The following is a 24511-nucleotide window of genomic DNA, read 5'->3' as shown; positions in this document are numbered from 1 at the left end:
GGCATTGCCCACCCTACAGCTACAGCAGCTTTCTTTTATCGGTGTAGATACGATGCAAACGACCCAGACCCAGACCTCGCCTGCGATCGCAGGTTACCGCCTTTCTCCCCAGCAGCAGCGGCTTTGGCGGCTCCAGCAGCGCTATCCAAATCAGCCCTTCCGCGCTGTGCTGCGGCTGCGATCGCAAGTGCCCTTGCATGGCGATCGCCTCCAGGCAGCCCTTCAAGCGCTGATCGATCGCCACGAGATTTTGCGTACCACCTTCCCCACCCTGCCGGGGATGACGATGCCCCTCCAGGTGATTGCCGAAACTCTGCCCGTGGAGGCCGTGTTGACGTCGCACGACTGGTCGGCGGTGTCCCCCGAGGAAACGGCGGCTAAGCTAAACCATCTGCTCAATCAGCCGTTTGACTGGGCGCAAGGCCCCCTGCTGCGATCGCACTGGCTGCGGCACACCACCCATGACGAGCTGCTGATCAGCCTGCCCACCCTCTGTGCCGATGGCGCAACGCTGGCGCTGATAGCCCAAGACCTGCGGCGGTTTTACGCAGACAATTCCCAGGCCGACGATGAGCCGCCGCTGCAATATGCCGACCTGGCCGAGTGGCAAACCGAACTGCTGGAAGGGGAAGACACCGCCGCCGGACGCAGCTACTGGCGACGGTCGAGCGACCTAGAGCAGATAGTGCAGCGGCTGCCGCTAGAGGAGAATCGCCCCTCCAAAGAGGCGTCGCCAACGCCCCAATGGGATGCCCAAATTGCTTTTGACCCTCAGGTCGCTACTGTGACCTTACCCCATGAGCTGGCTGCAACCCTTTACCGCTGGGCCGCCCAGCAGGGGATGACGACGGAGGATGTGTGTTTAGCCCTCTGGCAGATTTTAATCGGGCGACTCACCGAGCAGTCCACGCTAACCCTGGGCTATAGCTGCAATGCCCGCCAGCACTACCCAGAATTACAAACCGCCGCTGGCCTGCTGACCCGCGATCTGCCGCTGCGGGCGGTGCTTTCCCCAGAGCAGAGCTTTGCCGCCACCGTGGCCCAGGTGCATGAGGCGCTGAATGACATTCAGCCCTGGCAGGACTATTTTGACTGGGAACAGGTGCAGGGCCAGGCGGGCTGGTTCCCGATCAGTTTTGGGGTAGAGGCAGCACCGACGGCTCTGTCTCCTTTTGCGGTAACGGCGACGATCGCCTACCTAGAGCCCTCAACCCTGAAGCTGGTCTGTCGGCCTGGGCCAGACGCTCTGACCCTAGACTGGTGCTACGATGCAAGCCGCTTGGAACTATCTGCCATTCAGCAAATGCAGGGCCACTGGCAGACGCTGCTGGCGGCGGCGCTGGCTAAACCGGAGGGGGCGATCGCGCAATTACCGCTGCTAACTCTTGCCGAGCGGCAAGCCCTGCTGGTGGACTTCAACCAGACAACGACTGACCCGCCGCCCTACCCCAGCCTGCACCAGTGGTTTGAGGCCCAGGTGGCACAAACGCCCGATCGGCCCGCCCTGTGGTTTGAGGAGGAATGTCTCACCTATCGCCAGCTCAACCACCGCGCCAACCAGCTCGCCCAAAACCTCCGGCAGCAGGGCGTCGGCCCCGAGAGCGTGGTGGCAGTGCTGCTGCCCCGCAGCCTCGACTGGGTGGTGGCGCTGCTTGGCATTCTCAAAGCTGGCGGGGCCTATTTGCCCCTCGACCCGCACCAGCCCGCCGACCGGATTCAGCCCCTTTGCCAGGATGCGGCTGTGGCCCAGGTTGTGACCCAGCGGGAATGGGGCGACAGTCTGCCCGCTGCCCTCCCCCGGCTTTACCTCGATCAAGAAGGGGACGCCGCTGAGGTTGAAAATCCTGCTGCGACGACGACTCTCGACCATCTGGCCTACGTCATCTATACCTCTGGCTCGACGGGGCAGCCCAAGGGCGTCGCCGTCGAGCATCGCCACATTCTGAACTATGTGCAGGGCATTTTGCCCCGGCTAGGGCTGGGCGGCGGCGCCCACTTTGGCCTGGTCTCCAGCGTAGCCGCCGATCTAGGTAACACTATGCTGTTTGCGGCCCTCTGCACGGGCGGCTGCCTACACCTGATTGCAGAAGATCGCACCCTCCAGGCCAGCGCCCTGGCCGACTATTGCCGTCGGCATCCCCTCGACTATCTCAAAATTGTGCCATCTCACCTGGGGGCGTTGCTCAGTGATGAATCTGCCGCCGACTGGCTGCCGCGCCAGTGCCTGGTGCTGGGCGGCGAAGCGGCCCCCGGTTCGCTGGTGGCTGCGGTGCGTCGCCATGTGCCCCACTGCCGTATTTTGAACCACTACGGCCCCACCGAAACCACCGTGGGGGTGCTCACCTATGCCATCCCTGAGCATGAAGACCCCGGTTCAGGATGCCTGGATGCAACCGCGTCGCTACCCCTGGGGCAGCCGCTGCCGAACGTGCAGGTCTACGTGCTCGATGCCTATCAGCAGCCTGTTCCGGTAGACGTTCCGGGTGAGCTTTACGTGGGCGGGGCCGCCGTCAGCCGGGGCTATTTGAATCAGCCAGGACTGAGCGCCGAGCGGTTTATCGTCAATCCTTTTGGGGCGGGGCGGCTCTATCGCACGGGCGATCGCGTCCGCCACCTGCCTAGCGGTAATCTGGAATTCCTCGGGCGCACCGACGACCAGATTAAGCTGCGGGGCTTTCGCATTGAGCTGGGGGAAATTGCGGCGGTGTTGCAGCAGCACCAGGCGGTGCAGCAGGCAATCTGTCTCCTGCGCGAAGATGCTCCAGAGCCACCCCGTCTGGTGGCCTACGCCCTTGCCCCCCATGCTTCCCCCGAGGAACTGCGGGACTATTTGGCGACGAGACTGCCGGACTATATGGTGCCAGCGGCGATCGTGCCGCTGCGCACTTTTCCTCTCACCGCTAATGGCAAAGTTGATCGCCAGGCTCTGCCTGCACCCAGCCGTCAAGCTGCCTCGGTGGTCGGAGCGACCACCGAGGCTGAGCAAACCCTGGTAACGATCTGGCAAGAATTGCTGGGTATAGAAGCCGTTGGCATTCACGACAACTTCTTTGAGCTGGGGGGCGACTCTATCCTCAGCATTCAGGTAATTGCCAGGGCCAACCAGGCCGGGCTGCAACTCACCCCCCGCCAGCTGTTTGAGCACCAGACCATTGCCGCTCTGGCCGCCGTTGCGGGCACAGCGAGTTCGGTGATTGCCGAGCAAGAGCCGATTCGCGGCGCTGCTCCCCTCACCCCCATTCAGCACCGCTTCTTTGAACAGGCGATTTGCTCTGGGCAAGGCTTTCCGTCGGAACGCTTCACGAACGCCAACGTCAACCGCCACCACTGGAACCAGGCGATTTTGCTGACAGCGCGAGAACCGCTCGACCCGGCGCTATTGGAGCGGGCGCTCAACCACCTGGTGCAGCACCACGATGCGCTGCGGCTGCGGTTTCAGCCTGAGGCGAATAGCTGGCAGGCCGTTCATGCCGATGACGCGCCGCTGGTGCTGAGCATCATCGACGGGCAAACCTGGGCCGAGGATGAGCTAGAGACGCAGATTGCCGCCCACGGCGAGGCGTTGCAGACCTCTTTGAATATCACCACCGGGCCACTGATGGGCGCAGCCTGGTTTGACCTGGGGCCATCGCGCCCCGCTCGGCTGCTGCTGGTGATTCACCACCTGGTTGTCGATGGCGTTTCCTGGCGGATTTTGCTGGAAGATTTGCAGACGGTCTACCGCCAGCTCCAGCAGCAGGAACCTGTGGCGCTGCCGCCCAAGACCACCGCCTTTCAGCAGTGGGGCGAGTATTTAGAAACCTATAGCCGGTCGGCGGAGCTAGGGTTGCGATCGCCCGACTGGCAGCATTTCAACTCGGCAGCAGCAACCCTACCCCTGGATTTCCTCAATGGCCTCAACACCATTGCCTCCGCCCAAACGCTCACCTTGAGTTTAGGGGCTGAGGAAACCGAGGCGCTGCTGCGGCAGGTGCCCCAGGCGTACCAGAGTCAGATCAACGATGTGCTGCTGACGGCGCTGGTGCAGGGGTTGGCCCCTTGGACGGGGCGATCGTCTTTGCTGCTGGAGCTAGAGCACCACGGACGGGACGATTTTGAGGGTGTGCTCGACCTATCACGCACCGTGGGCTGGTTTACCGCCATTGCTCCGGTACAGCTGGCGCTACCCTCGGCGGAATCTCCCGGAGCGGCCCTGATGGCGGTCAAAGAACAGCTGCGTCGCCCCGGCAGACCGCTGGACTATGGGGTCTGGCGCTATCTCAGCCCTGACGGGGCGAGCTGCCCTGAGCCCTGTCAGCCAGCGCTAATGTTCAATTACCTGGGACAGTTTGACAGCAGCCTGCCCGAGGCCAGCCTGTTTGGCCTCGCGCCCGAATCTCTAGGCCACAGCCGCGACCCCCAGGCGCCACGACGGCATCTGCTGGAAATTAACGGGCGCGTACTAGGTGGCCAGCTGCGCCTCGACTGGACCTACAGCGACCAGTGCCATCGGCGCGAGACAATCGCCCAGGTGGCAGCGCAAACGATGGCGGCGCTGCGATCGCTAATCGCCCACTGCACCTCGCCTGAGGTAGGTGGCTACACCCCCTCAGACTTTCCCCAGGCCAATCTGAACCAGGCGGCGCTGAATCAGGTGCTGGCTCAGCTGCGAACCAGCGGGGAGGTCTAGGCCATGCAGAAAGTTGATAACCTCGAAGACCTCTACGAACTGACGCCCACCCAGCAGGGCATCCTGTTCCACAGCTTGATGGCTCCTAGCGCGGGTATGTACTGTGTGCAGTTTGGCTTTACTCTGCATGGGGAGCTGGCGATCGCAGCCATTCGCCAGGCCTGGGAGCAAACCCTGCAACACCAGCCCATTCTTCGCACCGCCTTTGTGTGGAAAGGGCTGGAAAAACCGCTCCAGGTGGTGCAGCGCCAGGTGGCTCTGCCCTTCACTCAGCTCGACTGGCGAGACCAGCCCCGCGATCGCCAGCAGCTCGCCCTTCAGGACTGGCTCCAGCAGGATCGGCAGCGGGGGTTTACCCTCTCGGCAGCCCCGCTGATGCGGCTGACACTAATTCAGCTGGCCAATGCAGAGTATCACTGCGTTTGGAGCAAGCACCACCTGCTGCTCGATGGCTGGTCTACAGGGCTAGTCTTGAAGGAGGTATTGACCCGCTACGACGCACTGTGCCAGGGACAAATCCCCCAGATCCCTACTGCAGCCCCCTATCGCGCCTACGTGGCCTGGCTCCAGCAGCAAGATTTGGCCAAGGCTGAGGCATTTTGGCGATCGCACCTCCAGGGCTTTACCGCCCCAACGCCCCTGGGCATTGATCACCGTCCGGTACTGGAGTCAGCCAGCACCGCCCCAGACCATGCCAGCACCGAACGCCTGATCAGCACCGACCTCACCCAAACCCTCAAAACCTTTGCCCGTCAGCACCAGCTCACCCTCAACACCCTGTTGCAGGGGGCCTGGGGAATTTTGCTCAGCCACTACAGCGGCGAAACCGATCTGGTGTTTGGCGTCACCTCTGCCGGACGCCCCCCCGATCTACCCGGAGCCGAGGCGATGGTGGGGGTGTTCATCAATACCCTGCCCGCTCGCCTGTCGGTCGAGCTGGAGCAGCCCCTGGTGCCCTGGTTGCAGGCGGTTCAGCGCCAGCAGGCGAGTCTGCGCCAGTACGAATATAGCCCGCTGATGCAGGTGCAGCGCTGGAGCGAGGTGACCCCCGGCACGCCCCTGTTCGACAGCATTGTGGTGTTTGAGAACTATCCGGTTGACCCTGCGCTGCACCAAGTTTCCCAGGAGGCATCGACAACGAGCCGTGCCCGCATCGGCGATATTTACACCACTGAGCGCACCCACTACCCCCTGACGATTGTCGCATTGACCGACCCGGCGGCGGCTCCGGGGGGGCTGCTGCTCAAGGCGATGTACGACCCGCAGCGGTTCGATGCGGCTGCAATTACTCGCCTGCTGGGGCAGCTGACTTGTCTGCTAGAATCCATGCCGCAGCACTTGGACAGTCCCCTGGCTGAACTGCCCTGGATCACCACGGCAGAGCGATCGCAACTACTGAGCTGGGGTCAAACCCAGCGCACATTCCCGACACAGCCGGGGCTGGTCGAGCGCTTTGCGGCCCAGGTGCAACAGCGTCCAGAGGCCATTGCCCTGAGTGATGGCGATGGCACCCTCACCTACCGAGAACTCAATCAGCGCTCGACCCAGCTGGCCCATTACCTGGTGCAGCGAGGCGTCACTGCCGATGCCCTAGTGGGTCTCTGCTTGCCGCGATCGCAGGATCTGATCGTGGCCATTCTAGGGATCTTGAAAGCGGGCGGAGCCTACCTGCCCCTCGACCCCAGCTACCCCACCGAGCGACTGCGCTGGATCTTAGAGGATGCCCAGCCTGCCGTGGTAGTAACTCTGGCGGCAGAAACCGAGCTGCTGACGTTAGAGCCTGAAGCAATGGTCTGTCTCGATCGCGATGCCGAGGCCATTCGCCAGCAGTCCTCTCAGCGTAAGCTGGCTTTCCCCCAGCCCGAGCAGCTCGCCTACGTGATCTACACCTCCGGCTCAACCGGGCAGCCCAAGGGTGTGATGGTGCGCCACAGCCAGGTGGTGCGGCTGTTCACCGCCACCCAAGCCTGGTTTCAGTTCAGCGCTGACGATGTCTGGACGCTGTTCCACTCCTTTGCCTTCGATTTCTCTGTTTGGGAGATCTGGGGGGCGTTGCTCCACGGCGGGCAGCTGGTAATTGTGCCCTACGAGGTCAGCCGATCGCCCCAGGCGTTTTACCAGCTCTTACAGCAGGCGGAGGTAACAGTGCTGAACCAGACCCCGACGGCCTTTCGCCAGCTGATGGCGGTGGGTGAACGGGAACCAGCACCGCTGGCCCTTAAGTGGGTGATTTTTGGCGGCGAAGCCTTGGAGCTGCAAAGCCTTCAGCCCTGGTTTGAGCGCCACGGCGATTGCGCCCCGCATTTGGTCAACATGTACGGCATCACCGAAACCACGGTGCATGTTACCTACCGACCGCTGCACCAGGGCGATGCCCTTTCCTCGGCTAGCGTCATCGGTCGCCCCATCCCCGACTTGGCGGTCTATGTGCTGGATGCCACGCAACAGCCTGTGCCCGTGGGGGTGCCCGGAGAGCTATATGTGGCGGGAGCCGGAGTCGCCCTGGGCTATCTCAATCGCCCGGAGCTAACCGCCGATCGCTTCGTCGCCAATCCCTTTGCCCCAGGGGTGATGTACAGAACCGGCGACCAGGTGCGGTGGCGGGCCGATGGCGACCTCGACTACCTGGGCCGGTTAGACCATCAGGTGAAACTGCGCGGCTTTCGCATCGAGCTGGGCGAAATTGAGGCTGTCCTTCGCCAGCATCCGGCCATTCGAGAGGCGGCGGTGCTGCTGCGCCACGACTCGCCTGCGCCGCCCCGGCTGGTGGCTTACATAGTCTGCCGCGCTGCGCCGCCCAGCGATCGCGATCTGCGCCAGTGGCTTCAGGCCAAGCTGCCCGACTACATGGTGCCCGCCGCCGTTGTGACGGTGCCCGCCCTGCCGCTGACGGCGAACGGCAAGCTCGATCGCCGCCGGTTGCCCGCCCCTAGTAGCGATCGCCCCGCGCTGCCCGTGGCCTTTGCCCGCCCCCAGTCAGCGCTAGAGCAAACCATCGCTGGGGTTTGGCAAGCGCTGCTCCAGCTCGACACAGTGGGCATTAACGACAGCTTTTTCGACCTGGGGGGCGACTCCCTGGGGCTGATGCAGCTGCACCATCGGCTCCAGAGCGAGCTGAATACCCAGTTTGAGCTGATGGATCTGTTCCGCTATCCCACCATTGCCGCCTTGGCCGAGTTTCTGGGCGCAGCGGCCCCAGCAGCGGCTTCATCGACCCCCGATTCCCAGGCCCAGCGACAGCAGGGGAAAGCGCGGCTCCACCAGCAACGCCAGCGCCGCCAGACCTCCACTCCTCGCTAAGTCCAGCGTTTATTTAAGACTTCCTATGACCACTCACTACACGGGTTTAGAAATTGCCGTCGTCGGTATGGCCGGGCGCTTTCCCGGTTCCCCCACCCTGGCCGATTTTTGGCACAACCTGCAAAACGGGGTTGACGCTGTTTCGCACTTTTCAGAGGCCGAGCTGCTGGCGGCGGGTATTGAAGCAGCCACGTTGAAGCAGCCCAACTACGTCAAAGCCCGCGCCATTCTAGAGCAGGCCGACGAGTTCGATGCCGGGTTCTTTGGCCTCAGCCCTCGCGATGCCGAAATTCTTGACCCCCAGCAGCGGGTGTTTTTAGAAACGGCCTGGGCCGCGCTAGAAACCGCAGGCTACGACCCCCAGCGCTTTGCCGGGGCAATCGGGGTGTACGGTGGCGCAACCCTCAGCGGCTACCTATTCAATCTCTTCAGCCAGCCTGAGCTGATGCAGACTGTGGGCCAGTTTCCGCTGGTGCTGGGCAACGGGCGCGAGTTTCTCACCACCCGCACCTCCTATTTGATGAATCTGCGCGGGCCGAGTGTGAATGTGCAAACGGCTTGCTCCACCGCCCTCGTCGCTGTTCACCTGGCCGGCCAGGCTTTGCTCAGTGGCGAATGCGATCTGGCGCTGGCCGGGGGGGTCTCGATTCGGCTGCCGTTGAAAGGAGGGTACCTTTACCAGGAGGGGGGCATTTCGTCCCCCGATGGCCGCTGTCGCGCCTTTGATGCCCGCGCCCAGGGCACGGTGGGCGGCAGCGGTGTGGGGCTGCTGGTGCTGAAGCGACTAGAGGATGCCCTGGGCGATCGCGACACCATCCACGGCGTAATCAAAGGGTCGGCCATCAACAACGATGGCGCAGACAAAATCAGCTACACAGCTCCGCGTATTGAAGGGCAGGCCGATGTGATTCGCGCCGCTCAGCAGGTGGCGGAGGTTGCCCCCGAAAGCATTCAGGTGATCGAAGCCCACGGCACGGGGACGATTTTGGGTGACCCGATCGAAGTCGCTGCCCTGACCCAGGCGTTTCAAACCACCCAGCGGGGCTACTGCGCCCTGGGATCGGTAAAGACCAACATTGGTCATCTAGATGCGGCGGCGGGGGCAGCGGGGCTGATCAAAACCCTGCTGGCCCTACAGCAGCGGCAAATTCCGCCCAGCCTGCACTTTGAGGCGGCAAACCCGCAGATTGACTTTGAGCACAGCCCCTTCTACGTCAACACCCAGCTGCGGCCCTGGCCTGCCCCACCCCACGGCCCGCGCCGGGCGGGAGTTAGCTCCTTTGGCATCGGCGGCACCAACGCCCACGTGATTGTTGAGGAAGCCCCACCCGCCCCCGTCACCAGCGAGTCACGCCCGTGGCAGTTGTTGCTGTGGTCGGCTAAAACCGCGATGGCACTAGAAACTGCGACCCAGAACCTGGCCGAAGCGCTGGAGCCGGATGGGGTAGATCTGGCGGATGTTGCCTACACCCTACAGGTGGGGCGGCAGGCCTTTGCCCAGCGACGGATGGCGGTGTGCTGCGATCGCACCGATGCCCTCACCGCCCTTACGGCTGCGGCCCCCCACCGAGTGAAGTCCCAAACTGCCCCCGACTCGGCCCCCCAGGTCGTCTTTCTGCTGCCGGGGCAGGGAGCTCAGCAGGTTGGCATGGGGCGGCAGCTCTATGAAACGGAGCCTACCTTCCGTGACTGGATCGATCGCGGCGCTGACCTACTGCACCCCCATCTGGGGCTAGATCTGCGGCAGATTCTCTACCCTGACGACGGCCAGCAGGCGGCGGCATTAGAGCTAATTCACCGCACCGACATCGCCCAGCCCGGCCTGTTTCTGTTGGAATATGCCCTGGCCCAGCTCTGGCGTCAGTGGGGCATCACGCCCCAAGCCCTGATCGGTCACAGCCTGGGTGAATACGTCGCCGCCTGCCTGGCGGGGGTGGCCGAACTGGAAATCCTGCTGCCCTTGGTGGCCCTGCGGGGAAAACTGATGGCCCAGCAGCCAGAGGGCGCGATGCTGAGCGTGGCTCAGTCCGCCGAGCGAGTGATGTCTGACTTGCCTGCGGATCTAGTTTTAGCCGCAGACAACGCCCCAGAGCTGTGCGTGGTGGCGGGATCGGTGGATGCGATCGCCCACTATCAGCAACAGTTAGAAACCCAAAACATTCCCTGTCGCCGTCTAAAAACCTCCCACGCCTTCCACTCACCGCTGATGGCGGGAGCTGTGGCTCCATTCCGGCAGGCGCTGAGTGAACTCAACCTGCAACCACCGCAAATTCCCTGGGTCTCTAATCTAACGGGTACTTGGATTACCCCAGAGCAGGCGATCGACCCCGACTACTGGGTACAACACCTGCGCCAGCCGGTGCAGTTTCGCACCGGGCTACAGACCCTCAGCGAGGCCCAGGCGCTGCTGCTGGAAGTAGGGCCGGGGCAGACCCTAACCACCCTGGCTCGCCAGCATCCCGCCCTTAAAGCCCTGACTAAAATTCCTTCCCTGAGCCATCCTCGCGATGCCCAAGACGATGGGGCTTGTCTGCTGTCGGCCCTGGGGCAGCTGTGGCTAGCGAATGTCGCCATCGATTGGCCGGGGTTCTACGCCCACGAGCGGCCGCGGCGAGTGCCCTTGCCGACCTATCCCTTTGAGCGGCAGCGCTACTGGGTCGAGGCCCAGCAGACAGCGCCCGTGGCCCAAATTACCCTACAGAAAAAGTCTGATATTGCCGACTGGTTTTATCTGCCGTCGTGGCGGCGATCGCCCCTGTGCCCACCAGTAAATGTCCCGACGGCTGAGGCATCCTGGCTGCTGTTTCTAGACGATTCCCCCCTGGCTCAGGCGATGGTTCAGCAGTTTCCGACGGCTGTTTGGGTGCGATCGGGAGAATGCTTCAGTCGTTTGGATGACCAGACCTTTACACTCACCCCCCAGCGACCAGAGGATTATCGCGCCCTGCTCAATGCGTTGGGAACCCACCGTCCTACCCAAATTCTCCACGGTTGGAGCCTGACATCTCCTGCGGATTTTGCCGAAATTCAGGAGCGCGGCTGCCAGAGTTTGCTGCATTTAGCCCAAGCCCTGGCTCAGTGCGGTTGGCACCACGCCCTGCGGCTGACGGTGATGACGCCCGGTATTTTCAACGTTACTGGCAACGAAACCCTCTTGCCCGCCCACGCCACCCTGCTCGGCCCCAGCACCGTCATTCCCCAGGAATATCGCCAAATCACCTGCCGCGTGGTGGACTGGCCGGTGACGCTCAACGACGGTGTTCCCCTAGATCGGCTGTTGGCAGACTTGACTACGCCAGACGCTGAGGCCGTCATTGCCCATCGTCACGGTCTGCGGTGGGTGCAACAGTTTGAGCCTCTGCCTCTGCCGGAGCCTGCCTCCGACCAAACCCTGTTGCGATCGCAGGGCGTCTATTTAATCACTGGCGGGCTGGGGAATATTGGCCTGACCCTGGCGGCAACACTGGCCCCTTGGCAGGCCAGAATTGCGCTACTTAGTCGGCGAGAATTCCCGCCGCGATCGCACTGGCCCACCTGGCTAGCAAGCACCCCCGACGATCCGATCAGTGACAAAATCCGCCAGGTGCAGGCGATCGAAGCCGCCGGGGCCGAGGTATTACTGCTCACCGCTGACGTGGGGGATTCGGCGCAGCTTCAGGGGGCGATCGCCCAAACCGAAGCCCACTTTGGCCCTCTCAACGGCGTGGTTCACGCCGCTGGAGCCCTGGGCGAACAGGCCTTCCAGGTAATTGCCGAAACTGGCAGTACCGAGCTGGCGCAGCAGTTTCAGGCCAAAGTTGTCGGTTTAGAAAACCTGGCTGAAGTGCTTCAGGGCAAGCCGCTCGATTTTTGCCTGCTCTGCTCATCTTTGGCCTCGGTGCTGGGCGGGCTGGGGTTTGCGGCCTATGGCGCGGCCAACTACTTTATGGATGCCTTTGCCCAGCAGCAGTCCCGAACGGCGACGTTTCCCTGGCTGAGCGTCAACTGGGATGGCTGGCGCTTTCGGCCAGACGAACGCCAGGGACTCGGGCAGTCTATGGCCGATTTGGCCCTGACCCCGGCAGAGGGCAGCGCCGTTTGGCAGCGGCTACTAGCCTACGCCGTCGCCCCCCAAGTTATCGTTTCCACAGGCGATCTCAACCTGCGCCAGCAGCAGTGGCAGCCCTCTACCCCACCGTTGAGCGAGCCAGCAGCGGTAACTATTCACCACGATCGCCCTACCCTGGCGGATGACTATCGGGCTCCCCGCGACTCTGTGGAAAATGCCATTGCGGAGATCTGGCAGTCGTTTCTGGGCATTAGCCCTATCGGCGTTGATGACAGCTTTTTCGAGCTGGGGGGCCATTCTCTGCTCGCCACCCAAATCATGGTTCACCTGCGCCAGCAGTTCCAGGTCGATATTCCCCTGCGCTGCCTGTTCGACAGCCCGACGGTGGCGGGGCTGGCCCAGGCGATCGCCCGTATCCAAAGCGAAAGCACTACAGACCAGTCTTTGACCATTGCCGCCCTGCCGCGCTTCGAGCCTGCCGAGATCCAGAGACTGCTCGACCAGATCGATCAACTGCCAGCAGCACAGGTAGATGACCTCCTACACCAGTTTTCTCAGCTCCAAGTTCTGACCTAAGTTTTGCCATGATGACGACCCCCGACACCGATCGCTGGCTGCGCCGCGTTAACCCCAACTCCCAGGCCCGCCTGCGCTGCTTTTGCCTGCCCTATTCGGGGGGGAATGCCCGCCTGTTTCAGGCGTGGGGCCAGCATTTGCCCACCTGCGTCGAGGTGTGTGCCCTCGAACTGCCGGGTCACGGTGCCCGCCTGACCGAACCGCCCCTGGATAACGTGGATGAGATGCTGAGGGCGATCGCCCAGGTGATCCAGCCCCTCTGCGATCGCCCCTTTGTGCTGTTTGGCCACAGCATGGGTGCGCTGATTGGTTTTGAGCTGGCCCGCTACTGTCGCCGCCACGGTCTGCCCATGCCCGCCCACCTCTATGTCTCAGGCCATCGCGCCCCCCAGTTGCCCGACCCCGAACCACCTGTCCACACTTTGCCAGAAGCCGCCTTTCGCGAAAAGCTTACCCGCTTGCAGGGCACCGATCCGGCGGTTTTAGCCAATGACGAGTTTATGGCGCTGCTGCTGCCGGTGCTGCGGGCCGACTTTGCCCTGTGCGAAACCTATACTTACGTGGCCGAACCACCTCTGCCCTGCCCGATTACGGCCTTTGGCGGTACCCGTGACCCGGCTACTCAGCGCGGTAAACTGCGAGCCTGGCGATCGCAGACCCAGGCCAAATTTACCCAGCATGTTTTACCCGGCAACCACTTTTTTATTCACGCGGCAGAAGCCTCTCTATTGCACCAGCTAAGCCTGAGCTTAACGGCGCTGGCCGAGGTCAGCCCCGGCCCCCAAGGCCTATCCACAGGTCATCTCTTTGGCACTGGTGATTGACGATGGTGACTATGGTTCAACTTTGGGAGCCCGCTCCGCAGCAGGTAGCCCTCGCCGCCAACGAAGTCCACCTGTGGCGGGCTAGCTTAGAGGTTGAAGACACAACGATCCATCAGCTCTATCCACTGCTCAACAGTGCAGAACAGGATCGGGCTGGGCGATTTCGGTTCGAGCGCGATCGCCGCCGCTTCATTGTGGCTCGGGCAAACCTAAGGAAAATTCTCAGTTGCTATCTCAATCGCAACGCCCAAGATATCTGTTTTGTTTACGGCCCCCATGGCAAACCGGCTCTAGGCTTTGAGCAAAACGAAGGGAACATCAAATTTAATCTTTCCCATGCCAAAGGTTGGGCCATATACGCAATAATTCAGCATCACGAGATTGGGGTAGATATCGAGGCGATGCAACCTAAATTAAGCTGGCAAAATTTGGTTGAGCGATTTTTTTCTGAAGACGAAAAAGCCCTCATCCAACAAACCCCAAAATCCATTCAACGACAATTGTTTTTTCAAGCTTGGACGCGTAAAGAAGCCGTGCTTAAAGCGATAGGGTGTGGGCTTAGCCTTTCTCCCGAATGTATTGAAGTTGCCTTAGCCGCTGCCCCATCGACTTATTTAGCTCAAGCTTCTTGGGGAGCTAAGGGAAATTATGATTTGTCTCTCTATGACATCAAGCTGGCTTCCAACTACGTTGGTGCATTGGCCATTGAGCACAATCAGCTCGGCATGCAGTTCAGGCATTACATAGCACCAAGTTTGTCAGAAGTAAAATAACAGAGGAATTGTTTCAATCATCACGGGCTGTAGAAACCCAGTACGACCTCAAAATCTTGTTCCTCGCCCTACCGCTCCGTTCTTCGTGCGGGTCAAAGATAGCTCCATGTCCGGTGTAGGTATCTTCGCGGGTGACTTGCTGATTGTAGATCGGGCCTTAACCCCGACAAACGGCAGCATTGCGATCGCCGTGGTCAATGTGTGCCATCAATCCTTGTATAGAAGATGCCGCAGCCGTACCATTGCATAGTTTAAGGCGCTTAACTTACACTTAAAGAGAAGCCTCCGTCTGAACCCAAGGCTTTGCCTGATAAGAGTTAAATGCTTGCCGAAAGCTAGCATACAACGTTGCTTTATGCGCAAGTTTAGCTGAGGACTCTATTCAATCGAACCAGTCTACGACTTTAAATAATCCCCTGCTCAAAACAGCAACGGCAAATCAAGGGTTTCGTGGGTTCTGACTATGCAACTTTATTTGTGTTTTACACCCGTTTAGCTATGCCAGCCCAACCCAAAACTAGACCCCTCGGAGAAATGTTGCAGCGGGCAGGGTTGCTCTCTCAGGCGCAGCTTGAGGTAGTGCTTCAAGATCAGAAATGGCAGCCTGATTTGAGAATCGGCGACATTCTTGAGCTGCGCGGGTGGGTGAAGCGCGACGCCATTGAGTTTTTCGCTGAACAGTGGCCGAAGCTCGCCACGGTTGGTCGAGATAGCCCCATTGGGTATTACTTTCAGCAGGCGGGGCTGCTGGACTCTCACCAGGTAGATGCCCTGTTAAGGGAGCAGGCTCAGGCAGGGCTGAGAATTGGAGCACTGGCGGTTTTGCACGGATGGCTTTCTCAAGAGACGCTAGATTGGTTTCTGCGATCGCTGGCACCGGAGGAGTCCGCGTCCTCTGCCTTTATGAAGCGGAAGCAGGTGAATGAGGGCGATCGCATCAGCCAAGCCGGTCAGGCTCGGTCAGCACCGCAGGCGACCCAGGCGCAACCCAGCCAGCCAAAGCCAGTTGCCGTCCCGCCAGCTGAAGCGCCAACCGAGCCCAAGTCGGATGATATTTCCTGGGTTGATTAGACGAGATAGTGGCTAATCAACGGGCATGGCAGCCCTTCCCTGACTGACTCCAGAGTTGCTGGAGCAGATGACTGGGGCTTTTGCGGGCGATCGCTGAGGTAGAGGCAGAAATCGTCGCCCGCGATCGCGGCTTTTGGGGCGAGTAGCCCAATGGCTTTAGCCCTGAAGATAATGAATTAAGCCGCTTCTAACTCGATCGCATCACCTTTTTTCAATACTCCTTCAACTAAAACTGCACAGTAAATTCCAGCAAAGTTGTTGTGGGCTTGGGCAACTTTCCGTGAAACTTCTGGATTATGTTCACCTGTCTCTGGATCGAGCGAAATCATCTTACAACGCGGGTCGCGCTCCAGCACCATGACCGTCGCGGTTGAACCAATTCGTAGACGGCGACCGACAAAGTTGTCTTCGGCAAATCCGGTTTCGTCTGAGGCAAAATCGAAGTAGATATTTGCTCGAAAACGCCGCTTGTCAATGGGGATTGAGCATTCTGATTCAATTTGTCGAATCGTGGATAGGCTGATTAACGAAATCGGGCGGCAATCAGTTAAAGCTCGGTCTGAATGCACAAGTTGTAGGTGGATGTTTTCGTCGAGTCCTTCACGCAGTAGTTGTATCAGTTCTGGATCCTCGACAAAAACAATTTTGCCTGCGGGAGTGACAATGTCTAACATCATGTCTTCTGGGTCACTGTTAGCCGGTGTTACCCCAGGTGCTATGCTCGCTGCTTCGATTAAATTCGGCGGTTTTGAGGCTCGTTCTGGGTAACGATATTGCGGCTGGTACTGCAACATTTGTTGCTGCACGTTTGCGTTTAAGTAAGGAAAGCCTTTGCGGGCGGTGGAACTTTTGAAGGCGTAGCAGCGATCGCCATAAATACCAAAAAATCCCATAAAGATTTCGGGCATTTCCACGCCGCGCATACTTTTAACGGGGTAGCACCATAAGCTTTCGACGGTTCCAATAGCTGTCATAGCAAAACTGAAAACCTCATTTTAGCTACTCATCGCTCTGCAAAATCACTTAACGTTTGCGCTCACCGGGCGCAGATAACCTTTGCAACTCAGTTAGCAATTTAGAGCGTTCCAGTGCAGCGCGGTTGTTAGGCATTTTAGTATGTACCTTTACGGCGCTCTCCAAATCTTGGCTCAGCACGAGGAGCCAAGATAAAACCGGGTGTGACAAGAGCATTTCCAGTTGCAAACATATAAGTTCTGAGAATATCTGCTTGCACCTCTAATAACCATGCATTAGACAATAAACCAAAATCGACAGCCTTAAGCCCGATATCGTTCAGTAGCTCGGCAACAATTTGTTTGGCTCTATCATCATCTCCAGCAATAAAAGCTTGTATGCCCGCATCTCTGAGTGCTGCCGCATCGCAGTTAAAAACTTCCATTGCCTGATTATTCAATGCTTTCACAACTTTGGCAGAGGGAACGTCTTTTTGAGTTGCTTCTGCTAGAGAATTGAGAAATTCTTCAGGCTTGTACTCACGAGGAAAATCCCGATTATTTAAATCTATGATGACTTTGCCTGCCAACACTGAGGTTGATGCTAGAAAACTTGAAGGCACAGCACGTACAGAGCTGATAATGACCTCACAAGATTCAGCAACCTCGTCATTCGTTCCACCAGTCGCACTTGTACCAATTTCCTCAGCTACGCCACGAGACTTTGCAGCATCGCGCGAACCGAAGGTTATTTGATGCCCTGCTACTGACCAAGCACCTCCGAGCACTCGTGCCATGTTACCACTGCCCCAAAATCCTATCTTCATGCTCAAGTCCTAACTCATCTAGCTTTAGGTTAATCGATAACTATAGGATGCCTAACGATTCTGGTCAGCGGTTGCCAAGAATTTGGTGACACCAGAAGCAGCTTTGCTCAATCCGCTGCACCAGACTTGTTCGACTGCGTTTTTATTGACTACTCGCTGTTGCTTCCCTAATTACTCCCAGAACTTCTTTCGGATGCGAAATCATAGGAAAATGGCTTGACTCCACCGTCACTGTTTTTGCATTCATTCGCTGAGACATATCACGCTGTAAATCAGGCGGAACTGCCTTATCATTTGTCGCTAAGATATACCAGCTTGGTTTATCTCTCCAAGCGGGCGAACTTGCCTTCACTTCCGTTAATGATACAGATGGTGTTGCTTGAGTCACATGGATTAATGCCTTTCTTTCTTCTGAAAGATCACTTGCCAAAACTTCATTAATACCTTCTTTAGAAATCCAAACAAAACCATTTTGCTCTTGAAAATGTGGTGAAGGGGAGCCGTATTTACTCATAAGATCAACCATGGATTCACCAGCATCCGGAGCAAGCGCCGCAATATACACCAAACCAGCAACTCGTTTGTCGTTGCCAACCGCAGTAATAACGAAACCACCCCACGAATGACCAATCAAAATACAATCTCCCTCAATGCGATCCAGAGCACGTTTCGTTGCAGCTATATCATCTTCTAGAGATATAAGTGGATTTTGGACAGCGATAACTTGATAACCTTCAGCTAAAAGGAGCGGGATGAGATCACTGTAACAAGAGGCATCTGCCCAAAAACCATGAACTAATAGAATATTTCTGACTTTGCTCATAAGTATCTCCGCAAGTACAAAATCCGTTATAAAGCATTTTTGAATAGCGTTTCACAAAGCCGTCGAACTACGTATTAGTTGTCAGATCTGCTAGATAAAACCCCGAATTTTCTGCATTATCTAGCAGATTTACAGGATAATACCCAGTCTTTAAGGAATTAAACAGAATATTTGCTGGATAAGTCCGAGGTTTTGGGGTGTTATCCAGCAGATTTGATGGTTAATGCCGGAGTTGAGGGGTATTATCCAGCACATTTGACGGATAACACTTTGGTGAGGGATTTTATCCAGCAGTGTTTATTGCTCCATTTTCATCAGGCTTATGCAGACGATCAACCCGGTCGCTCTTCCACGGTTGACGGAGAGCGATCGCACCATCAAAATCCGCCGCGCCTACGGCTACACCGACCCCAACGATTGGAGCGGCCCCATCCCCGTGCCGCCCACCAGCGACATCCTCAGCTCAACATCGAACAGAGCCGAAATGTGGATGGCGATCGCCACCAGGACCGAGCTGATTGAGTAAAGCACCCTATCCGCCCCTGACGGCATACCCTTGCCGTCGGGGGTGCGATCGCCAAAATTAAGCCCACCGCCCTCGCAACTTGGCACACTGAGCCAGCCGTTTCACAACCTAAGGCCGCAGTGAAGCATATTGACCTCGCGATCAAGCATATCGACCCTGCAATGAAGCATATTGACCTCGCGATCAAGCATATCGACCCTGCAATATGACATTGCTAGCCGCCAGATCGTTTCTTCAGCGGTCAAATTAAGACTTGCGGCGCTGCACTAAAGTTTTCCTCAATTTAATGGAGGGTTGTGCTGGCGGTGAACTGCCCATTTGTCTGGGGGCAGACTACCCATTCATCTGGGGTTAACCCAGCATTTGCTTCGGCATCGTAGGGGATAGCAACCTTGCGTTCACCCTCCTTCGGAGTCTGGCATGACCTCTACTGATGCAACTTCAACGGCGCTTAGCGCCCTATCCACTGGGCTAGCCGATGCGGTGGGTGCGATCGCCCCTACCCTCGTCGCCGTCAAAGGCCACCGCCGCTTTGCCTACAGCGGCATTCACTGGCAGCCGGGGGTGATTGTCACCGCCGACTACGGCCTCGGTCGCTCTAGCCGCCTCACCCTCACCCTGCCCGATGGCAACGTGGTCGAGGCTGAAGTTTCGGGCCACGATCGCGCCCTCGACCTGGCCATCATTCAACTCGATCGCACCGACCTGCCCGTGCCCGCCACCAGCGATGGGGCCGACCTCAAAGTGGGCCATGTGGTGCTCGCCGTCGGCCAGTCGTGGGACTACGGCGTCAGCGCCAGCCTGGGGGTAGTGGGCAACCTGGGTGGCCCCTGGCAAAGCTCCCAAGGACGGGCGATCGATCGCTTGATTCGCCCCGATGTCAACCTCTACCCCAACTTGCTCGGCGGCGCTCTGGTGAATACGGCGGGGGAAGTCTTAGGCATGAACCTCAACGGGCCGCGCAATCGGGTAGTGACGCTACCCACCGCCAATCTCGATCGCATCGTCAAAACCCTACTAGAGCGCGGCAGCCTCAGCCGGGGCTACCTGGGCGTCGGGCTGCAACCCGTGGTGCTGCCCGCCACCCTGCAACAGAGCCTGGAGGCAGAGGTCGGCCTGCTGGTCGTCAGCATCGATGCCACGGGGCCAGCGGAACAGGCGGGCCTGCTGGTGGGCGACATTCTCTTGGCGGTGAATGGCCAGGCGGTCAGCAATCTCCAGGCGGTCTACGCCCATTTGGATGTTGGCGTGATCGGTCAGCCCGTCTCGCTGCACCTGCTGCGGGGCGGCCAGCCCACCGATCTCACCCTCACCGTGGGGGAACAGCCCCAGGGCGGTGGGCGATGAGTTTTCCACTGCTGAATTACGATTTGGCCTCAGTCTCCGATCGCGTCAGGCAATCCACCGTGCTCATTCAAGGCCCCGCTGGCCAACGGGGCTCTGGGGTCATTTGGGATGCGGCGGGGCTGATTGTCACCAACGCCCACGTGGTCTCCCAGTGCCAAACCCGCATCCAGCTGGCGGATGGTCAGCCGCTTAGCGCCCACCGAGTCGGCTACAGCCAACGGCTGGATCTGGCGGTTCTAAAGGTCAATGCAGCGGGGCTACAGGCCGCCACCGTTGGCGATGCGATCGCCCTGCGAGTAGGACAAATGGTGATGGCCGTGGGCAACCCCGACGGCAGCGTAGGGGCCACATCCCTAGGTATTGTGGCGGCCAAACCGCCGATTCCCCGCTGGGTGCAGGCCGATATTGCCCTGGCCCCCGGCTACTCGGGCGGCCCCCTGGCCACCCTGGCGGGCGAGGTCGTCGGCATCAATACGCTAATTGCCGGAGGCCGGGGCTATGCCATTCCCGTCGCTCTGGTGCAGCGATTTCTCAGCAGCCAGCACGACCAGCCCTACCTGGGCATTACCGCGCAACCCGTCCACAACTCAACGGCATGGACAGTCACTCGGGTGGAGTCCGGCAGTCCGGCGGCGCGATCGGGGTTGGTGGCGGGCGACTCCATCCTCGGTCTCAATGGGCGGCTATTTCGCCAACCCGGCGACTTTGCCGATTGGCTAGAGTGTTTGGTACCCGACCAAACCCTGGCCCTCCAGGTCAGCCAGGGCGGGCAGTCGATCGTGTGTACCCTCACGGTGGGTCGTCCACCCGTTCAGGAGCAGGCGGCATGAAACGGGTGCTGATCCTCAGCCCATCGGCCATTACCCAGGCGGGGTTGAGCGCCCTGATTGCCGACGAAAGCGACCGCTGGCAGGTGATGAATGCCGCCGCTCAACCGACGATATCTAGAGAACCTGGGGACTGGAACAGCGCCGCCGACTGTGCCCTCGTCAGCTGGCCCACGATGGGGGACGAGCAGCCTGATCTAGACCTCGTCCTTGGCCTGCCGGTAGTGGCCCTGCTCAACGCCTGGAGCGATGTCGATCTGCCGGAACTCTTGCAGATCGGCTGGGTCGGGTTACTGCCCAGCCAGGCCAGCGGCGCAGAAATTGTGGCGGCCCTGGATGCAGCGGCAGCGGGGTTAATGGCCATTCACCCCACCCTGCTAGACAGCCTCCTCACCCTGAATGGATCGTTCCAGACTAAAAATCCCCAATCTGAAGCGCTGACCCCGCGCGAGGTCGAGGTATTGGCCCTGCTGGCGGAAGGGTTGAGCAATAAAGCGATCGCCCGCCGTCTGCACCTGTCAGAGCACACGATTAAGTATCACACCAGCGCTATCTTTGCGAAACTCAACGTGTCGAGTAGGACGGAAGCGGCGATCGCCGGAGCGCGGGCGGGGTTCATTCTTCTGTAGGCGAAAATGCGATCGGCGATGAGGCCCATTGCAACTTTTTACAGTTTGGCGATCGCCTCGAGCAAAATGCTTTACTGGTAAACAGTGAGACTTTCCCTGTAGCAGCAATAGATCGAGCATTCCTCACCTGCCTTCTCTGCAAACCTGATCTGGCAAGAGAACCATGGCTGAATCCATTGGCAGAATTATTGATGCGCTTGAAGATACCCCAATTCCAAATATCTTAATTTTTGCTGGGTTGTTTTTTATTCTGCTCACATTTGTCACCAAAGTGGGTGGCTTTATTGAGGTGCAGCCCGCCCAGCAAAAGTGGGCCGCGCCTATCGGCATTGCCCTGCTTGTTTTTGGCCTAATTCTTGCCCTCAATACCTCGTATGAGCCGCTAAACCCTCAAGCCATAGATACACCACAGCCCATAGGCTGTGCGGCTTTCTTAAGGGAGGGCTCGGTGCTAAATTGGACAACTGCTGACAATAGCGGCACGCCAGTTAATCGTGGCACCCTGCGAATTGAGACTGTAGATTCTACGGTAGGCAGATGGTGGGGTGAGAAAATAGCTGATCCGAAAAAATCAGGTGATCCCGTTGACCCTGATCCTGTTGACGGCAACTTCAAAGAGGCTGAAATGACGTTAAACAATCCCAACCATAAGGAAATCTGGTCTGGAAATTGTAGGGAGAGCGAGATTGAAGGCGATCTCATACAAGAGCCGAACCGTCGATTTTTATTTTCAATACGAAAGCCATAGAACAGAACGTCAATATAGCCATTCTGCAAAAACTCGTCAATTCTAAGGTTTGGTAAACTCATCCGGAATCGCCGAACCCCAAACTGAAAACCCAGTCATGTGCTGATGTTTGGGTTTCGCGATGATTTCGTTTTGGCGTCGGTTGACCTGGCTGCGGCTGGGTGTGTTGTTTATCCTCACCCTGGCCCTGGTGCTGACCACCCTGGCGCGATCGGCCCCTGCCGATGCCGACCTCGATCGCCGGGTAGCCGAGGCCAAAAGCTATATCGAAAGCCAGAGCGGCCACCGCTTTACCCATCCCATTTTTATTACCAACGACGACATTTACCAAAGCCAGTACATTCGCAGCGATGCCGCTGGCGAGCACAACCTGGCCACCAGCCGCGCCGCCGTGCGCGACCCCGCCGACCCCAGCCTGTGGGTCGATATTCGCGTGCTAGAGGGTCGCACCGGGCGCGAGTCTACCGGCGATTGGGAAACCTGCCTGATTGTAGTGGCCGATGACTGGACTGGGCTAAGCGAACCCGCCAAGCGCAGCAACATTGCCCACGAGGTCTACCACTGCTACCAGCGCGAAAAAACCGGGGCGCTATCTCCCCTGCCACCCTGGGTGTTGGAGGGTTCTGCTAGCTGGGTCGGCGAAACCTACGCGGGCGGATCGCCCCTGGGGGAAAGCCGCTGGCGGCGCTACCTGACCAGCTACAGCCAGATCGAAGACCGCAGCTACGATGCCCAGGGCGTTTTTGCCCATATGGCCTACAGCGGCGAGCCAGTGTGGACTCTGCTCGATCGCGCCCTCACCCCGCCGCTGCCCGCCCCCGCCGATGAAACCGCCTGGATCGATCGCTTTTTAGGATTGATGGCCAACCGCGATGGCTTTCTGCAAACCTGGGCTATGGGCCTAGAGCGCAACGGCAGTCTCAGAGATTGGGACACCAGCGGGCCGGGTATTACGGGCGATCGCCGCGAAATTGTCCCTCTCGCCATTCCCCAGGGGCGCAGCATTACCCGCACTATCCAGCGGCTCTACAGCCTGACTCTGCCAGAAAACCAGGTGGTATCGGTGCAGGTGCTGGGCAACGGCCACGGGGCCATTCGCTGGGGCGATCGCAACACCACCCGCATCAGCGGCAGCTTTAACCAGTGGTACTGCGTCGGCGACACCTGCCGCTGCCCCGACGGCACCATGCCCGAGGGGGTGACTTCCGTCGATTCCTCCCAGGCCACCATTGCCCTCACCGGCTACCCTGGCAATGCCGAGCTGGGCATTGACCCAGTCGAAAATCCCTGCGAAGAGGAACCCGAGCCCACGGCAGAAGGCCCTAGTACGCCCTGGGGTGGGGAGGGCGATCGCGCCAGCGGCACCAGCTACGGCGACCCCCACATCATCACCTACGACGGCTACCGCTACAGCTTCCAGACCATTGGCGAATTTTGGCTGACGGCCGCCCCCGACGGCCACTTTCAGGTGCAGGCGCGGCAGGGGCAAATCCCTAGTCGGCCCCTGTCGATGAATACGGCGGTGGCCGTGGGGGTGGGCGGCCATCGGCTGGCCATCTACGCCCAAGATTCCCCTGACGGTAGCTCTCCCCTGTGGCTCGACGGCAATCCCTTCGCCCTGGCAGAAGGCCCCACGACGCTGCCGGGCGGTGGCCTGGTGCTGCGAGTCGGCAACCGCTACCAAATCACCTGGCCCACAGGCGAAACCCTGCAAGTTTCCCAAACGACAATGGGCGGCGCGGCCTTTTTGGCCCTCTCGCCAGAGGTGCCCCGCCGAGCAGGCGCTTACCAAGGGTTGCTGGGCAACGTCAACCGCAACCCCAACGACGACTTGCAGATTCGCGGCGGCGCAGTGATTCCGCCCCAGGATGTCTATGCCCCGGTAGCGCGGCTGGTGCAGGGGCTGATTCCGGCTCCGGTACCGCTGAATCAGGTGCAAAATGCCTTCTTTCAGCAGCTCTACCGCCAGTTTGGCGACAGCTGGAGAGTGGCCTCCGGCGAATCGCTGTTTGACTACGCCCCCGGCCAATCGACCGAAACCTTTACCCGGCGAGATTTTCCCAGCCAGTTTCCGTCACTCTTGGGGGTAGCCCCGGCCCAAATTCAAGACGCCACGCGCCTGTGCCAAGCAGCCGGGGTCAACGAGTGGATGATAGAGGGCTGCGTGTTTGATGTCGCCGCCACCGGGCAGCCCGGCTTTGTGGAGGCGGCGGTGAATGCGATCGCCACCACCCTGCTCGACCAGGTACAAGACCGCGTCGAAGACGAAATTCGCCGCCGGGCGCCCTTTTCGCTGCCCCGGCTGCCGTTTTAGCCCGAACAGGATGTGTGCTTTTGACGGCGCGGCATCGTTGGCGAAACTTTGCACCAGCGCCAGACGAACGTGGGGATGCCTTAGCCCACCCAGCGGAACCACTGCTGGGTGGGCTAAGGCGCAGAATTTTTACACCTACTCGAGCTATGCCTGTGCGGTGGGCAGGCAGTGTGACCACTACCGGCAAAGGGTGCGGTCAGACAATCGGCAGATGGGCTGCGGCATGACCCGTCCCTCCTGAGGGGTCGTCAGGTCA

General features: G+C 59.4%; 17 protein-coding genes. 13 read left to right on the top strand and 4 right to left on the bottom strand.

Going from position 1 to position 24511, the window contains the following annotated elements:
- The first annotated feature begins 52 nt into the window (after nucleotides 1-52).
- The 7 genes from VB780_RS29800 (at nucleotide 53) to VB780_RS29775 (ending at nucleotide 15261) form a co-directional block, all read left to right on the top strand.
- Nucleotides 53-4669: a non-ribosomal peptide synthetase gene (locus VB780_RS29800; protein ID WP_323354825.1), complete on the top strand. Its 4617-nt coding sequence runs from the start codon at nucleotides 53-55 to the stop codon at nucleotides 4667-4669.
- A 3-nt stretch (nucleotides 4670-4672) separates the two neighbouring features.
- Nucleotides 4673-7969, top strand: coding sequence for an amino acid adenylation domain-containing protein (locus VB780_RS29795; RefSeq protein ID WP_323354824.1), 3297 nt, complete (start codon nucleotides 4673-4675; stop codon nucleotides 7967-7969).
- A gap of 25 nt (nucleotides 7970-7994) precedes the next feature.
- Complete coding sequence (locus VB780_RS29790) at nucleotides 7995-12593, top strand: type I polyketide synthase (protein ID WP_323354823.1); 4599 nt, start codon at nucleotides 7995-7997, stop codon at nucleotides 12591-12593.
- A gap of 8 nt (nucleotides 12594-12601) precedes the next feature.
- Nucleotides 12602-13417: a thioesterase II family protein gene (locus VB780_RS29785; protein ID WP_323354822.1), complete on the top strand. Its 816-nt coding sequence runs from the start codon at nucleotides 12602-12604 to the stop codon at nucleotides 13415-13417.
- Nucleotides 13418-13419: 2 nt separating this feature from the next.
- Nucleotides 13420-14190 (top strand): 4'-phosphopantetheinyl transferase family protein, encoded by a 771-nt coding sequence (locus tag VB780_RS29780; protein ID WP_323354821.1) that lies wholly within the window; start codon nucleotides 13420-13422, stop codon nucleotides 14188-14190.
- A 7-nt stretch (nucleotides 14191-14197) separates the two neighbouring features.
- The gene (locus tag VB780_RS31560; protein WP_416349280.1) at nucleotides 14198-14440 is read left to right on the top strand and encodes a LexA family protein; all 243 of its coding nucleotides are present in this window, start codon (nucleotides 14198-14200) and stop codon (nucleotides 14438-14440) included.
- 248 nt (nucleotides 14441-14688) lie between these two features.
- The gene (locus VB780_RS29775) at nucleotides 14689-15261 is read left to right on the top strand and encodes a hypothetical protein (protein WP_323354820.1); all 573 of its coding nucleotides are present in this window, start codon (nucleotides 14689-14691) and stop codon (nucleotides 15259-15261) included.
- Between the two features lie 16 nt (nucleotides 15262-15277).
- Here VB780_RS29775 and VB780_RS29770 read toward each other — a convergent pair whose 3' ends face one another.
- From VB780_RS29770 to VB780_RS29755, 4 genes are all read right to left on the bottom strand, one after another.
- Nucleotides 15278-15412, bottom strand: coding sequence for a hypothetical protein (locus VB780_RS29770; RefSeq protein WP_323354819.1), 135 nt, complete (start codon nucleotides 15410-15412; stop codon nucleotides 15278-15280).
- 25 nt (nucleotides 15413-15437) lie between these two features.
- Nucleotides 15438-16235, bottom strand: a complete 798-nt coding sequence (locus tag VB780_RS29765) for an MOSC domain-containing protein (RefSeq protein ID WP_323354818.1) — start codon at nucleotides 16233-16235, stop codon at nucleotides 15438-15440.
- A 137-nt stretch (nucleotides 16236-16372) separates the two neighbouring features.
- Complete coding sequence (locus tag VB780_RS29760) at nucleotides 16373-17041, bottom strand: NADPH-dependent F420 reductase (protein WP_323354817.1); 669 nt, start codon at nucleotides 17039-17041, stop codon at nucleotides 16373-16375.
- 142 nt (nucleotides 17042-17183) lie between these two features.
- A complete protein-coding gene (locus VB780_RS29755) occupies nucleotides 17184-17864 on the bottom strand; it encodes an alpha/beta hydrolase (protein WP_323354816.1) in 681 nt (226 codons plus the stop codon).
- 322 nt (nucleotides 17865-18186) lie between these two features.
- On the opposite strand from VB780_RS29755, the gene VB780_RS29750 reads away from it, so the two are divergent.
- From VB780_RS29750 to VB780_RS29725, 6 genes are all read left to right on the top strand, one after another.
- Nucleotides 18187-18390, top strand: coding sequence for a hypothetical protein (locus VB780_RS29750; RefSeq protein ID WP_323354815.1), 204 nt, complete (start codon nucleotides 18187-18189; stop codon nucleotides 18388-18390).
- A 420-nt stretch (nucleotides 18391-18810) separates the two neighbouring features.
- On the top strand, nucleotides 18811-19737 hold the full coding sequence (locus tag VB780_RS29745; RefSeq protein ID WP_323354814.1) for a S1C family serine protease: 927 nt from the start codon (nucleotides 18811-18813) through the stop codon (nucleotides 19735-19737).
- Entirely contained in the window at nucleotides 19734-20567 is an 834-nt protein-coding gene (locus VB780_RS29740) for a S1C family serine protease (protein ID WP_323354813.1), read from the top strand. Before VB780_RS29745 ends, VB780_RS29740 begins: the two co-directional genes overlap by 4 nt.
- Nucleotides 20564-21193, top strand: coding sequence for a response regulator transcription factor (locus tag VB780_RS29735; protein ID WP_323354812.1), 630 nt, complete (start codon nucleotides 20564-20566; stop codon nucleotides 21191-21193). Before VB780_RS29740 ends, VB780_RS29735 begins: the two co-directional genes overlap by 4 nt.
- 163 nt (nucleotides 21194-21356) lie before the next feature.
- Nucleotides 21357-21941 (top strand): hypothetical protein, encoded by a 585-nt coding sequence (locus tag VB780_RS29730; RefSeq protein WP_323354811.1) that lies wholly within the window; start codon nucleotides 21357-21359, stop codon nucleotides 21939-21941.
- A 121-nt stretch (nucleotides 21942-22062) separates the two neighbouring features.
- On the top strand, nucleotides 22063-24255 hold the full coding sequence (locus VB780_RS29725; RefSeq protein WP_323354810.1) for a VWD domain-containing protein: 2193 nt from the start codon (nucleotides 22063-22065) through the stop codon (nucleotides 24253-24255).
- The last annotated feature ends 256 nt before the right edge of the window (nucleotides 24256-24511 follow it).

It is taken from the genome of Leptolyngbya sp. CCNP1308 (assembly GCF_034932455.1).
Taxonomy (GTDB): Bacteria; Cyanobacteriota; Cyanobacteriia; order Phormidesmidales; family Phormidesmidaceae; genus Nodosilinea.
This window is presented reverse-complemented; position numbering and strand designations above follow the sequence as displayed.